Raw genomic sequence first — 12,214 nt, 5'->3', positions numbered from 1 at the left:
TGCTCATGTTATAAGAATGCTTTCCATGAACATTCTATCATAATTACAAATTGTCTTACTACTTTTTTACAACCAGGAAGCAATCAGCTTTCCTGCTGCTTCTCGGCTTTGTTTTTTTGACGTATATACTCCTGATGATCGTATGATATAGAAAACCCTATAAAAAGACCGTATATAATAAAAATGCAGATACTTGTTATAACCGTATTTGCTGACATTTTAGAAAAGGTTGGCAAATCGACGAACATCGGTTTTAGGACAAACACCAGCAAAGCCCACCAGACCACTCCGAAAAGAATACCCGAAAAAATACTCTTCACCCTTTTAAAAAGACTATAGTATATAAAAGCGATTCCCACGGATAGAATTCCGAATAAAATTATGGTCATTACCGTACCGAGCCAATGATCGATCCAGGTCATGTTGGACCACGAAGTTAGTATGAATTTTGGGCTGAAATCCATAAAATTAACATAATGGGCAAAGATCCCGATAAAACTCGCTAAAGCCCCCCCAACAAAACCGACGGCAAGTACATTGTAGATTAACATGCTTTGATATTCCTGTTGAATTTGTCCATTTTCATTAGAAGACATATCAATCACCTCCGCTACGTAGTATGCCCTTTGTTAATTAGAACTATTTTTTTTTATTGTTAGGAAGGAGAATCACTAGAGGTTTTGCGATTTATTCTGTATGATTAAATCATAAATAATCTACTTTTTTCAGAGGAAAATACCCATCCTCTGTTGAAGTTTATAATGTACACAGGATACTACCTTCCTGTGATTCAACATTCATAAAGTACTCGCTGGGTTAAAGCCTCCATTCAAATTTATTGGAATGCCTTTAAACCCTTGTGATGCTTGATAATAAACATGTTAGCACCCTTGAGAGAGCTACGTGAATAACTATTAGGTTGGTGTAGAAATGTCTGAGGTTCAAAAACCCGTTTATGGAGGGCAGGCTGTAGTGGAAGGCGTCATGTTCGGCGGCAAACATCACACAGTCACAGCGGTACGCCGCAAAGATTCGACGATTGTATATTATCATCTACCGCGTGAATCGAAACCTGTTGTCAACCGCTTAAAAAAAGTACCGTTTCTACGCGGTATCATATCACTTATTCAGTCAAGTGCCACCGGCTCGAAACATCTAAACTTTTCAACTGAACAGTATGAAGAAGAAGACGGGGAAAAGCTGGAAAAGAAAAAGGAAACGAAAGAATCTTCCAAAATAAGTGTATGGCTGGGAGTTGCCGTAATCGGTGTTCTTTCCTTCCTATTCGGGAAGTTGCTTTTCACTTTGATTCCAGTCTTTCTTGCCGAATTGACAAAACCCATATTCAGCGGCCATATGGCACAGGTTTTAATGGAAAGCTTGTTCAAATTGATATTATTGCTGGTATACATTTACGTAGTATCCATGACGCCTTTGATCAAGCGTGTCTTTCAGTATCACGGAGCAGAGCATAAGGTGATCAATTGCTTCGAAAGTGGAAAAGAATTGACCGTAGCAAATGTTCAGGCAAGTTCACGCCTTCATTATCGCTGCGGCAGCAGCTTCATTTTATTTACAGTCATTGTAGGCATGTTCGTCTATATGCTCGTTCCGACCGATCCATTATGGCTCCGTGTCGTGAATCGAGTTTTGTTAATCCCCGTCGTGCTTGGCATAGCCTTCGAGGTACTGCAGTTGACCAACAAAGTAAGGGATATTCCCATTCTCCGTTACCTTGGCTATCCCGGCCTTTGGCTTCAGTTATTGACAACCAAAGCCCCTACCGATGACCAAGTCGAAGTCGCATTAGCATCCTTCCAGGAACTGTTAAGGATGGAAAAAGAGACAGAAAAAAGTTTAGAATCCGATGTAATTGTGTAAAACATCTATACACATTTTGATTATGGAAAATCATATACTAACTATGGGAATGCTCTTTACTTTTTTTCAAATATTTTACATTAATAATGTTTAAAATAAGCTAAAAATGCTTATGATGCTCTTAAGGAGGTGTCTTTGTTGAAACGTTTCATATCTTTCATGATATACGGAATCATCGCCCTCGGAGTCCTCGGACTAATGAGCCGACTATTTAATGACCCGATTGGCTTTTTTAGAAACATTCTCATAATAGCCATTGTCGCAGGGATTATTTATATGATTTATACCGGATTAACAAAGGGAAAACCAGTTAAGAAAGAGCAGCAAGCATTCCGAAAGGCTGCCCGCCAATCGAAAAAAAGGCTAAAAAACCGAACTTCGAAAAAAGACAATGTGGCTAGCTTCTCAGCAGCAAAATCATCAAAGAAAATAAAATGGAGAAAGAAAACGGATAGTCACTTAACCGTCATCGAAGGGAAAAAGAATAAAAAGAAAAATCGGGCTTCTTTTTAAGAGCCCGATTTTTTATTTATAATCAATAAGTCCATTTTTTAAGGAATTCTCTTGTGCACTGCCTGCCCCGATTCATCAATTCACCCTTTTTTTCATCATTCAGATTGAAATCCATTGCAGAAATTCCCTTCATCGGGATAAATACGATATTATGGACGTGTTTCTTGGAAATATACCGTGCATCGTGGGCATCTTTCATCGTTTTGAATAATGCGGAGAACAATTCAACCGCATTATCCACCTCATGCGGTTTCCATATCTCATCGACACTTAGCCTCAAGCCGATGACCGGCCTTTCCTTTCTTACATGATCTGAATTGAATAGCCACATTGGAAAATTGCTTAACACACCTCCATCAACAAAAAGGGACTTGCTTTTTCCGACATCAAGTTTGACTGGCTCAAAAAAATAAGGAATGCTACAGCTCATTCTTACTGCCTTTGCCACGGGAAAAGTGCTCGGATCAATGCCATAGTTCGGTAAATCATCAGGCAATACCACCAATTTCCCATTTGTAATGTCTGAGCTTATGATTCGGAGGGATTTTGGTCGAATATCCTTAAAGGTGACTACATTCCTTTCAGCAAGTTTACCGGCGACCCATGTCTCCAGTGCGTTGCCTTTATAAAGGCCAAGTTTCCAATATACAAGGAGCCATTTGGCCAGCGGGATAGGCAATAGACCTCGCCTTTTGTCCAGCAGGCCGCTTAAATCTATATCAAGAAAAAGCTTTTCCATTTCTTTACCTGTGTACCCAGCTGCTACGAAAGCTGCAATTATGGATCCCGCACTTGTACCGGCTGTTCGATGGAATACAAATCCCCGTTCTTCTAATTCCTGCAGGGCTCCCACTAAACCATAGCCTTTAATCCCGCCTCCGGAAAAAACGCCGTCAATAATCATAGCTGCCCTCCCCTAATCCGGTCTTTACATTTCTAAGCAGGATTTCAGGGATTTATGACAGTTTTAAATAGAAAATTCCCTTGATTCAGGTAAAATACTGAATCTCAGCTTTAGGGAAGAATTCCGCTATATAACCTCGAATGGTCGTTTCCAATTCTGCAGCTTCTTCTTTTTGATAAACATATTTACCAATTCCATATCGGCCCCATTTATATTTTCGCTTTGTTTCGTCCAATTCCAATTTTGTTTTCGGGTAGTTTTTTTGAATCACTTTTTTTGCTGGGCCAGTAAACCGATGCTGGATTAACTCAAAAGTCAAGTCAGGGATATCCACCCCATTTAACGCCTCACTCAACCGCTCGAATAATTCATGGTAGCCTTCTTTCCATGCTTCATGACGGTATATTGGCGCTACGATAAAACCGAGGGGATATCCGGCACCTGCCACTTTACGTGCCGCTTCCATCCTTTCTTCGAAGCTCGAAGTTCCGGGCTCGAAATTCTTTATCACATAACGTGAATTTATACTGAAGCGAAATCTCGTTTTTCCATTATGTTCAGCATCCAACAGATGGTCGACATGATGAAATTTAGTTACGAACCTTAGAACCCCATATTCACTTTTCCCAAAATATTCTATGGCCCTTTTTAACGAATGTGTCAAATGGTCAATTCCAACGATATCCGATGTACAGGCTGCCTCAAAACGGGTAATTTCAGGCTTTCTTTCATCCATATATTTTTCGGCTGCCTCGAAAATCTCGTCAAGATTCACATATGTCCTAATATATGGTTTTGATCCGAGTGTCGTCTGTAAATAACAATAGTGACAATGCCCCATACACCCTGTAGCAAGGGGTATGGCATATTCAGCAGATGGTTTTGAAGAATCAAATTTCAATGTTTTTCTGATTCCTACCACAAGCGTCGATTTGGCGACACGATATTTTTGCAGATCATTTTCTCCAGGAAGATCCCTGATTTGGTTATGCGATGTAGTCTCACGGATTTCAATGTTCAAATCTTCGAATTTCTTTTTTAATTCCCGGCCAAGCGGGTATTCCAGTGCCCTTGGCTCAATATATACTAACTGCGGCATAAATGGTTTCATTTCGATCTCCATTCTTTTATCGATTTGTTCATATTTTCAATCGAACTACACAATCTAATTCATAAGGATAGTTTTTCAATATTCTGTTAGCCTCATGATTGTTTTTACTTGGAAATTCAAAATGAAGGAGATGCGATATGGCAAATAAACGAGACTTCTTGACAAATGGAACGGGGAAACAAGCGATCACCGTCCAAACAGATAATAAATATCCAAATCCAAGGAATATACCTGGAGACTCGGTCGATGAATTTTCGGTTTTGAAAGATGGCAACCAATATCTAGCTGAAAAGGAGATAGGGCAGCAAAATGAAAATGGTTGATTGAACGCAAAAAGAAGACCGAATTTACGAGGATTCGGTCTTCTTTTGCCATGTAACTGAACAGGCTGTTACTTGAAAAAAGCCGTTAAGATAGCTTTGCAGCATACTTAACGACCTTCCCTTTCATCAGCTTATAGCCCGCATTTTAATTGTGCTCCGCAATTCGTGCAAGTATTGCATCCGCCCATTTCCTGGACTTCACCTTTACGGCAGACCGGGCAAGTGTTACCCACTTCCGATCCAATTGTAACATTTGTCGAACGCAGTTCATTTATCGTATCGACCAATACAACTTTCTTCTTAACTTCCACATCTGTCAATTCATCCATTTCAAGCTGCTCGTCCATTTGGTTTTCTTCCGCTTTAAGCGTAAGGACCTGACTGTCACGGCTTCCATCCACATATACTGTACCGCCTTTTGCTCCGCCTTTATAAAGACGTTCATATACTTTTTCAACTTGTTCAACAGTATATCCTTTTGGAGCATTGACTGTCTTACTGATCGAACTGTCAATCCAGCGCTGAATGATGCATTGAACATCAGCATGTGCTTCCGGAGCTAATTCCATAGCGGAAATGAACCATTTTGGAAGCACTTCTGTATCGGCTTCCGGATGACGGTCCAAGTATTCCTGTACAATGTCAGCCTTCACTTCAATGAATTTACCCAGACGGCCGCTGCGGAAATACGTGAAGGAGAAATACGGTTCAAGACCTGTTGATACCCCAACCATCGTCCCTGTGCTTCCTGTAGGAGCCACTGTCAATAAATGAGAGTTACGGATGCCATGTGCAGCAACACTTTCCCTAATATCTTCCGGCATTTTTTCCATGAATCCGGTTTGTGTGAAACGTGTTCTAAGCTCTTTGGTTTCTTTGTCCGTTGACCCGATCAGGAACGGGAAACTGCCTTTTTCTTTAGCAAGTTCCACGGAAGTCCTGTAAGCTGTAGTCGCAATCGTTTCAAACACCTTGTCAACCAGGATATTTCCTTCTTCAGAGCCATATTCCGTTTCACAGTAAATCAACAGGTCATGCAGACCCATTACGCCAAGTCCAACACGTCGCTCGCCCAGTGCCTGTTTTTTGTTTTCATCCAAGAAATAAGGAGTTGCGTCAATGACATTGTCCTGCATACGCACACCGACTTCGACGGTTTGCTTAAGTTTCTCGAAATTGACCGTTTTGCTATCTTTATCAGCCATTTCAGCCAAATTGACTGCCGCAAGGTTACATACTGAATATGGAGCCAATGGCTGTTCGCCACAAGGGTTCGTGGCAACGACCTGCTGACCGTATGCTTTGGCATTCGTCATTTCATTAGCATTATCGATAAAGAAAATACCTGGTTCAGCAGAATATGTCGCACAAATATTAATTAAGTTCCAAAGCTCTTTAGCTCGGATTTTACGGTAAACACGGACTTTGTGACCCATTTTCTCCCATTCACGAACATCACCGACATTATGCCATTCTTCATTGTAAATGGCCATTTCTTCGGCATTATAGCTCTCTACATCAGGAAAACGCAATTCGTATTCCGCATCTTGTTCCGCCGCTTCCATAAATTCCTTAGTCAGGCAAATAGAGATATTGGCTCCCGTCAGAAAATCAGAATTATGGACACTGTACGTTCCACCTGTACGGATCTTTTCTTCTGCATCCCTAATGATTTTCTCGCTAAATCCACCTTGGCCAGGAATCTCCTTATAATTGATGATCCCTTGATACATAGCCGTTTCCTGTTCCGTGTGCGGCGTAAATTTCAATTTATCCGTCGCATATTTCTTGATGGCTTCATCTTTAGTGTTTTCCACTAGGTAACGCAGAATCCTTGGATTTTGCATTTTGGAAATGATGAATTCCGCAATATCAGGATGCCAATCAGCAAGCATGATCATTTGCGCCCCGCGTCTGCTGCCGCCCTGTTCAACAAGATGCGTCAGTTTCGCAATATCGTCAAGCCATGAGACTGAACCAGAGGATTTTCCATTCACCCCTTTTGCCAGAGTGTTTCTTGGACGCAGTGTCGATCCGTTCGTACCCACTCCGCCGCCGCGGCTCATGATCTCCATCACTTGTTTCCTATGTTCTGAGATCCCTTCACGTGAATCAGGTACGAATGGCATTACATAGCAGTTGAAATAAGTAACGTCCGTATTGGAACCTGCACCGTATAATACCCGTCCTGCCGGGACAAAATTAAGGTTCTTTAATTCTTCATAGAATTTATTGAACCATTCCGTTCTTTTTTCTTCCGTGGCTTCCACTGATGCCAATCCCGTTGCATTACGTTTCGCAATTTGTTCATAGTATATTTCAAGCGGCTTTTCGATGATATCCAACGGACGGTTTACGATTCCCGTCTCCATTTCTTCCGGATTATCCAATACGCCACGGAATTCTTCATCCACCAATACCTTGGCTTTTTTAGTTTCCCAATCAATTTCCACGATGTAACCGAGACCCCTTGCCGGGAATTTCGGATCTTCCTTAATCGTCAACACGACGAAATCGCCTGCCGAGAGTGTGATTTTTTCAGTATCCTTAAAAGAATAGCGGTCAAGCATGACTAGACGGGACACTCCCTTATGCGCCATTTTCATATCAGCTGTTACAGGGTGAACCTGGGGAAATAAAGAAATATCCTTATTCAACCTTTCTAGATCAACCTTTAAAGCTTCTTTTATTACAACCGACATAATTCCCTCTCCTTTATATGTTTCAAGATCCGTTCTTGCTGCCGCAAAAATCTTTATGTAGCCTTACATGTCCGTTTCGCTTAACAAGTACCCTAAATTTATCATAGCGAAACCCAAAAATCAATATATAGTGTCGTATTAAATATTTCAACTACTATATATTGTGTTTGTTTTGAATAACTTTTAATTTTGTCAAACGATAAATCAATTAATATAGTTAGCAAAAGGGAGGAAAATGTCGATTTACAATAATTTTTCATCAGATTTCAATTAATTTGGACCTTGCTTTTTCACCAGCCCTTTTAGGGCTTATCCCTGTAAGGGATAGCTTATTTGGTCAAAAAAATCTGAAAAAACTTTTTTATTTAATCAATTAATTATCCCACTTCGTCTATCTCATGAAATTCCATTCATCGCTTTCATATTTGCTTTCTGCAATGGCCTTCACTTCCAGCAATTGCTTTTCAGTTAGGACGTATGGCTCTAAATCGATCGAAAGTCCTTCCGCAAAACCTTTTTCAAAAGCTTCTTTCGCTTCAGGTATGGTAATCTTTCTTCCGGCAATGTCATTTATGGCCACAGCTTTATTTTTTAAGTTTTTTTGCATTCTCTCTTTAACCCTGTCATTTGAGAATTTAAATACGCTAAAGAGCTTATCATCATCAAGTTCAAGCAAAATGGAACCGTGCTGAAGGATGACGCCTTTTTGCCTGGTTTGAGCGCTGCCAGCGACCTTCCTGCCCTCGACGACCAGTTCATACCAGCTTGGAGCATCAAAGCAGACGGAAGACCTGGGCGTTTTTAAAGCCGCTTTTTCCTGATCGGTTCTAGGCACGGCAAAATAAGCATCCAATCCCAGATTCCTGAACCCCATTAATATTCCTTCAGAAATGACACGATATGCTTCAGTAACGGTAGTTGGCATTCCCGGATAGGATTCTGGAACGATTACGCTATACGTCAATTCATGCTCGTGCAGTACCGCTCGTCCTCCTGTCGGCCTGCGAACAAAACCAAGGCCCTGCCTTTTAACCTCTTCCAAATCAATTTCCGCTTCCGCCTTTTGAAAATAACCAATCGACAATGACGCTGGATCCCAGCCATAAAAGCGGATGATTGGCGGAATTTCACCTTTGCTTTGCCAGTTTAACAGTGCTTCGTCCAACGCCATATTAAAAGCCGGTGAACAATACCCGGAATCTATAAAACCCCATTTTTCTTTAGTCATCCTTACCCCTCGTTTCAATAGACTGTTTTTCAATCCCCCGCAAAAAAACTCACATGTAGTAGTTTAACAGACTTTAACACTCTAAAAAAGAAAGTGCTATCAAGTCGATGAAGAATTTGATGAAAATTCTTTTTGATTATTGGGTAAAGCAATTATATAATAAAGATTGTCTGTATTCGTTAAGGTAGAAGGGAGTTTTTATGTTTGGAAATATTATATACACTGCTCATCATCTTGGGAGTGGTTATTGCGTATTCACTTTTTAATTGGTACCGCCAGCGTAAAATCGTTAAAACATTAACACAGGACGAATTTATCGCTAACTACAGAAAAGTGCAGCTAATCGATGTGCGGGAACCGAATGATTTCAATAATGGTCATATCTTAGGAGCAAGAAACATCCCTATGACGCAAATGAAAACGCGCTTGGTCGAAATTAGACCGGACAAGCCTGTATATTTGTACGCTCAAAGCGAAATCATCAGCGGAAGAGCTGCAGCCATGCTATACAAAAAGGGCTACAGGGAACTTTTTCACCTAAAGGGCGGTTTCAAGATGTGGACCGGGAAAATCAAAGCAAAGAAATAAGACCCCATCACCGTATGGGCTATTTTAAATGAAAAGGCCTTCATCTGGATCATGGGCAAGTGAAAGTTAACTGTGGACTTTAATGAATTCTTACATAAACATGAAAAATCCCCGCCGGCAGGCAGGGATTTTTTTCGTGTAAGCTATCAGTCTAGGCTTGATAGCGCAGAACAGGTTTCCTGGCAGCAAGAGTTTCATCAAGCCGCTTTATTACGGTTGTATGCGGAGCTTCCTGTACGATTTCCGGGGTTTCTTCCGCTTCCTTGGCAATTTGGATCATTGCATCGATGAACGCATCCAGCGTTTCTTTAGACTCGGTTTCAGTCGGTTCGATCATCATTCCTTCTTCCACGTTCAACGGGAAGTAAATGGTTGGAGGATGATACCCGAAATCCAGCAATCTTTTAGCTATATCGAGAGTCCTTACCCCTAATTTCTTTTGACGTCGTCCGCTTAATACGAATTCATGTTTACAATGACGATTATATGGTAAGTCAAAATAAGGTTCCAGCCTACGCATCATATAATTGGCATTGATGACCGCATTCTCGGTGACGGCTTTAAGGCCATCAGGACCCATTGACCGAATGTACGTATATGCCCTCACGTTTATCCCGAAATTACCATAATAAGGTTTTACCCTGCCAATGGATTGCGGACGATCATAATCAAGAACGAATTGATCACCTTGTTTGACAACAAGCGGTTTAGGCAAGTATGGAATCAAGTCCGATTTCACCCCAACAGGACCAGAACCCGGGCCGCCGCCGCCATGAGGGCCTGTGAATGTTTTATGGAGATTTAAGTGAACCACATCAAAGCCCATATCACCCGGGCGTGCTTTTGATAGGACTGCATTCAGGTTGGCTCCATCATAATAAAGCTTCCCGCCTGCGTCATGGACAAGCTGTGCCATTTCCAAAATGTTTTCTTCAAACAAACCCAATGTATTGGGGTTCGTCAGCATCAAGGCCGCGGTATCCGGTCCGACGACACGCTTTAAATCCTCAAGGTCGACTAACCCATTTTCATCCGACTTCACTGTAATCGTTTCAAGTCCGGCAACAGTTGCAGAGGCAGGATTCGTACCGTGTGCAGAATCAGGTACAATTACTTTAGTCCGTTCTGTATCGCCATTCGCTTCGTGAAATGCGCGAATCATCATCAATCCAGTCCATTCACCGTGAGCACCTGCTGCAGGCTGTAATGTCACTTGGTCCATCCCGGTGATTTCCGTTAAGTGTTCCTGCAAATCAAATAATAGTCCCAATGCTCCCTGAACAGTAGCCGGATCCTGATATGGATGGATATGGGCAAAACCATTGAAGCGTGCCACATTTTCATTTATTTTCGGATTATATTTCATCGTGCATGAACCCAGCGGATAAAAACCCGAATCCACTCCATGATTCCGTTTGGAAAGTGCTGTATAATGACGCATGATATCCAGTTCGGACACCTCAGGAAGCTCTGCCTCCTCTTCACGGATGTAGTCGGCAGGAAGAATTTCTTCTAGCGGAATAGTTGCAACATCCATTTCTGGCAGACTGTATCCGATTCGTCCGGAAGTACTGATTTCAAAAATGAGTGATTGATCTTGATTATTCATGTTGATCCCCCAATTCCTGCGCTAGTGCATCAATTTCTTCTTTTGTTCTAAGTTCTGTTACCGCGACCAGCATATGGTCTTTCAGCTCAGGATAAACCGTCCCTAAATCGAAGCCGCCGATCATCCCTTTTTCAAAAAGGTTTTTATTGATTTCTGAAAACGAAGCAGGAAGTTTAATGACGAATTCATTAAATGAAGGGCCGTCGAATATCACTTCCACCCCTTTTGCCATCAGTGCTTTTTTCGCATAATGCGCTTTTTGAATATTTTGCACGGCCATTTCTTTGACACCCTTTTTCCCAAGCGCAGTCATTGCAACGGAAGCTGCCAAGGCATTCAAAGCTTGATTGGAACAAATGTTGGATGTGGCTTTGTCACGGCGGATGTGCTGTTCACGGGCTTGAAGGGTCAGTACAAACCCCCTTTTTCCATTTTCATCCACCGTTTGACCGACGAGCCGGCCCGGAACTTTACGAACAAGTTTATTGGTAACGGCAAAATATCCACAATGAGGTCCCCCAAATGCCGCTGGAATACCAAATGGCTGGGCATCCCCCGTGACGATATCTGCACCGAGTGCACCAGGGGATGTCAAAGCTCCCAATGCAAGCGGGTTACTGGAAACGATAAACATGGACTTGACACCATGAATGATTTCCTCCATTTCTTTCAATGGCTCGATACGGCCAAAAAAGTTCGGATATTGTACGATCACTCCTGCAATGTCATCCTTCGCCAATTCCCTTAAAGCAGCCAAATCCGTCACACCGTCTTGATAAGGAATTTCGACCACTTCCACCCGTTGCCCTTTGGCATATGTCTTCACGACTTCCCTTGATTCAGGATGAACGGTTCCTGAAATGAGAATCTTCTTGCGTCGTGTCTGGCCTGAAGCAAGCATGGCTGCTTCAGCTAGCGCCGTCCCGCCGTCATACATGGAGGAGTTAGCTACATCCATGCCCGTCAATTCACATATCATCGTTTGATATTCAAAGATTGCCTGTAGCTCGCCCTGTGAAATTTCAGGCTGATAGGGTGTATAAGCCGTATAAAACTCAGAACGGGATAAAACATGATCGACGATGACCGGTGCGTAATGGTCATAGACACCCGCACCGAGGAAGGAAGCATAGTTTTTAAGGTCCGCATTCTTGGCGGCAAGCCTTGATAATTCTTTCATTAATGCAGGTTCCGATTTAGCAGGCTTGATATCGTATTCTCCTTGAAAACGAACGCTTTCAGGGATATCATTGAAAAGTTCTTGTGCAGTGGATACCCCTATCGCTTCCAGCATTTCTTGTTTATCTTGCTCTGTCATGGGTAAATAACGATGTTTCATCTAGTGACCATTCCCC

At 42.0% G+C, this 12,214-nt stretch carries 11 protein-coding genes; 4 read left to right on the top strand and 7 right to left on the bottom strand.

Annotated features, from left to right (window positions below; all coding sequences use genetic code 11):
- Positions 1-83 precede the first annotated feature (83 nt).
- The gene (locus ACQKNS_RS14090) at positions 84-596 is read right to left on the bottom strand and encodes a YqhR family membrane protein (protein ID WP_427643679.1); all 513 of its coding nucleotides are present in this window, start codon (positions 594-596) and stop codon (positions 84-86) included.
- 334 nt (positions 597-930) lie between these two features.
- Between ACQKNS_RS14090 and ACQKNS_RS14085 the strand changes: the two genes are divergently transcribed.
- Both ACQKNS_RS14085 and ACQKNS_RS14080 read left to right on the top strand, forming a co-directional pair.
- Positions 931-1,881: a DUF1385 domain-containing protein gene (locus tag ACQKNS_RS14085; protein WP_427643677.1), complete on the top strand. Its 951-nt coding sequence runs from the start codon at positions 931-933 to the stop codon at positions 1,879-1,881.
- A 138-nt stretch (positions 1,882-2,019) separates the two neighbouring features.
- Positions 2,020-2,394: an SA1362 family protein gene (locus tag ACQKNS_RS14080; RefSeq protein WP_081395494.1), complete on the top strand. Its 375-nt coding sequence runs from the start codon at positions 2,020-2,022 to the stop codon at positions 2,392-2,394.
- A gap of 22 nt (positions 2,395-2,416) precedes the next feature.
- Here the strand turns inward: ACQKNS_RS14080 and ACQKNS_RS14075 are convergent, their stop codons facing one another.
- Entirely contained in the window at positions 2,417-3,298 is an 882-nt protein-coding gene (locus tag ACQKNS_RS14075) for a patatin-like phospholipase family protein (RefSeq protein ID WP_427643675.1), read from the bottom strand.
- An 85-nt stretch (positions 3,299-3,383) separates the two neighbouring features.
- Entirely contained in the window at positions 3,384-4,409 is a 1,026-nt protein-coding gene (splB, locus tag ACQKNS_RS14070) for a spore photoproduct lyase (protein WP_427643673.1), read from the bottom strand.
- Between the two features lie 137 nt (positions 4,410-4,546).
- On the opposite strand from splB, the gene ACQKNS_RS14065 reads away from it, so the two are divergent.
- Positions 4,547-4,732 (top strand): hypothetical protein, encoded by a 186-nt coding sequence (locus ACQKNS_RS14065; protein ID WP_076365389.1) that lies wholly within the window; start codon positions 4,547-4,549, stop codon positions 4,730-4,732.
- Positions 4,733-4,863: 131 nt separating this feature from the next.
- On the opposite strand, the gene ACQKNS_RS14060 is transcribed toward ACQKNS_RS14065, so the two are convergent.
- Together ACQKNS_RS14060 and ACQKNS_RS14055 are read right to left on the bottom strand one after the other, a co-directional pair.
- Positions 4,864-7,434: a vitamin B12-dependent ribonucleotide reductase gene (locus ACQKNS_RS14060; RefSeq protein ID WP_427643672.1), complete on the bottom strand. Its 2,571-nt coding sequence runs from the start codon at positions 7,432-7,434 to the stop codon at positions 4,864-4,866.
- Positions 7,435-7,825: 391 nt separating this feature from the next.
- Positions 7,826-8,662: a lipoate--protein ligase family protein gene (locus ACQKNS_RS14055; RefSeq protein WP_427643670.1), complete on the bottom strand. Its 837-nt coding sequence runs from the start codon at positions 8,660-8,662 to the stop codon at positions 7,826-7,828.
- A 204-nt stretch (positions 8,663-8,866) separates the two neighbouring features.
- Here ACQKNS_RS14055 and ACQKNS_RS14050 point away from each other — a divergent pair, with 204 nt between their 5' ends.
- Positions 8,867-9,250, top strand: coding sequence for a rhodanese-like domain-containing protein (locus tag ACQKNS_RS14050; protein WP_427643669.1), 384 nt, complete (start codon positions 8,867-8,869; stop codon positions 9,248-9,250).
- Between the two features lie 151 nt (positions 9,251-9,401).
- Here ACQKNS_RS14050 and gcvPB read toward each other — a convergent pair whose 3' ends face one another.
- Together gcvPB and gcvPA are read right to left on the bottom strand one after the other, a co-directional pair.
- Positions 9,402-10,859, bottom strand: a complete 1,458-nt coding sequence (gene gcvPB, locus ACQKNS_RS14045; RefSeq protein WP_427643667.1) for an aminomethyl-transferring glycine dehydrogenase subunit GcvPB — start codon at positions 10,857-10,859, stop codon at positions 9,402-9,404.
- Entirely contained in the window at positions 10,852-12,198 is a 1,347-nt protein-coding gene (gene gcvPA / locus ACQKNS_RS14040) for an aminomethyl-transferring glycine dehydrogenase subunit GcvPA (RefSeq protein ID WP_427643665.1), read from the bottom strand. Before gcvPA ends, gcvPB begins: the two co-directional genes overlap by 8 nt.
- Between the last annotated feature and the right edge of the window lie 16 nt (positions 12,199-12,214).

The organism is Peribacillus sp. NPDC094092 (assembly GCF_050279365.1).
GTDB lineage: Bacteria > Bacillota > Bacilli > Bacillales > DSM-1321 > Peribacillus.
The sequence above is the reverse complement of the archived record's forward strand: the minus strand, read 5'-3'. Positions and strand labels throughout refer to the sequence as shown.

Excerpts from the sequence above, each read along its gene's own strand:
- ACQKNS_RS14090 (WP_427643679.1), bottom strand. The coding sequence starts at position 596 with ATGTCTTCTAATGAAAATGGACAAATTCAACAGGAATATCAAAGCATG.
- ACQKNS_RS14085 (WP_427643677.1), top strand. The coding sequence starts at position 931 with ATGTCTGAGGTTCAAAAACCCGTTTATGGAGGGCAGGCTGTAGTGGAA.
- ACQKNS_RS14075 (WP_427643675.1), bottom strand. The coding sequence starts at position 3,298 with ATGATTATTGACGGCGTTTTTTCCGGAGGCGGGATTAAAGGCTATGGT.
- splB (WP_427643673.1), bottom strand. The coding sequence starts at position 4,409 with ATGAAACCATTTATGCCGCAGTTAGTATATATTGAGCCAAGGGCACTG.
- ACQKNS_RS14065 (WP_076365389.1), top strand. The coding sequence starts at position 4,547 with ATGGCAAATAAACGAGACTTCTTGACAAATGGAACGGGGAAACAAGCG.
- ACQKNS_RS14060 (WP_427643672.1), bottom strand. The coding sequence starts at position 7,434 with ATGTCGGTTGTAATAAAAGAAGCTTTAAAGGTTGATCTAGAAAGGTTG.
- ACQKNS_RS14055 (WP_427643670.1), bottom strand. The coding sequence starts at position 8,662 with ATGACTAAAGAAAAATGGGGTTTTATAGATTCCGGGTATTGTTCACCG.
- gcvPB (WP_427643667.1), bottom strand. The coding sequence starts at position 10,859 with ATGAATAATCAAGATCAATCACTCATTTTTGAAATCAGTACTTCCGGA.
- gcvPA (WP_427643665.1), bottom strand. The coding sequence starts at position 12,198 with ATGAAACATCGTTATTTACCCATGACAGAGCAAGATAAACAAGAAATG.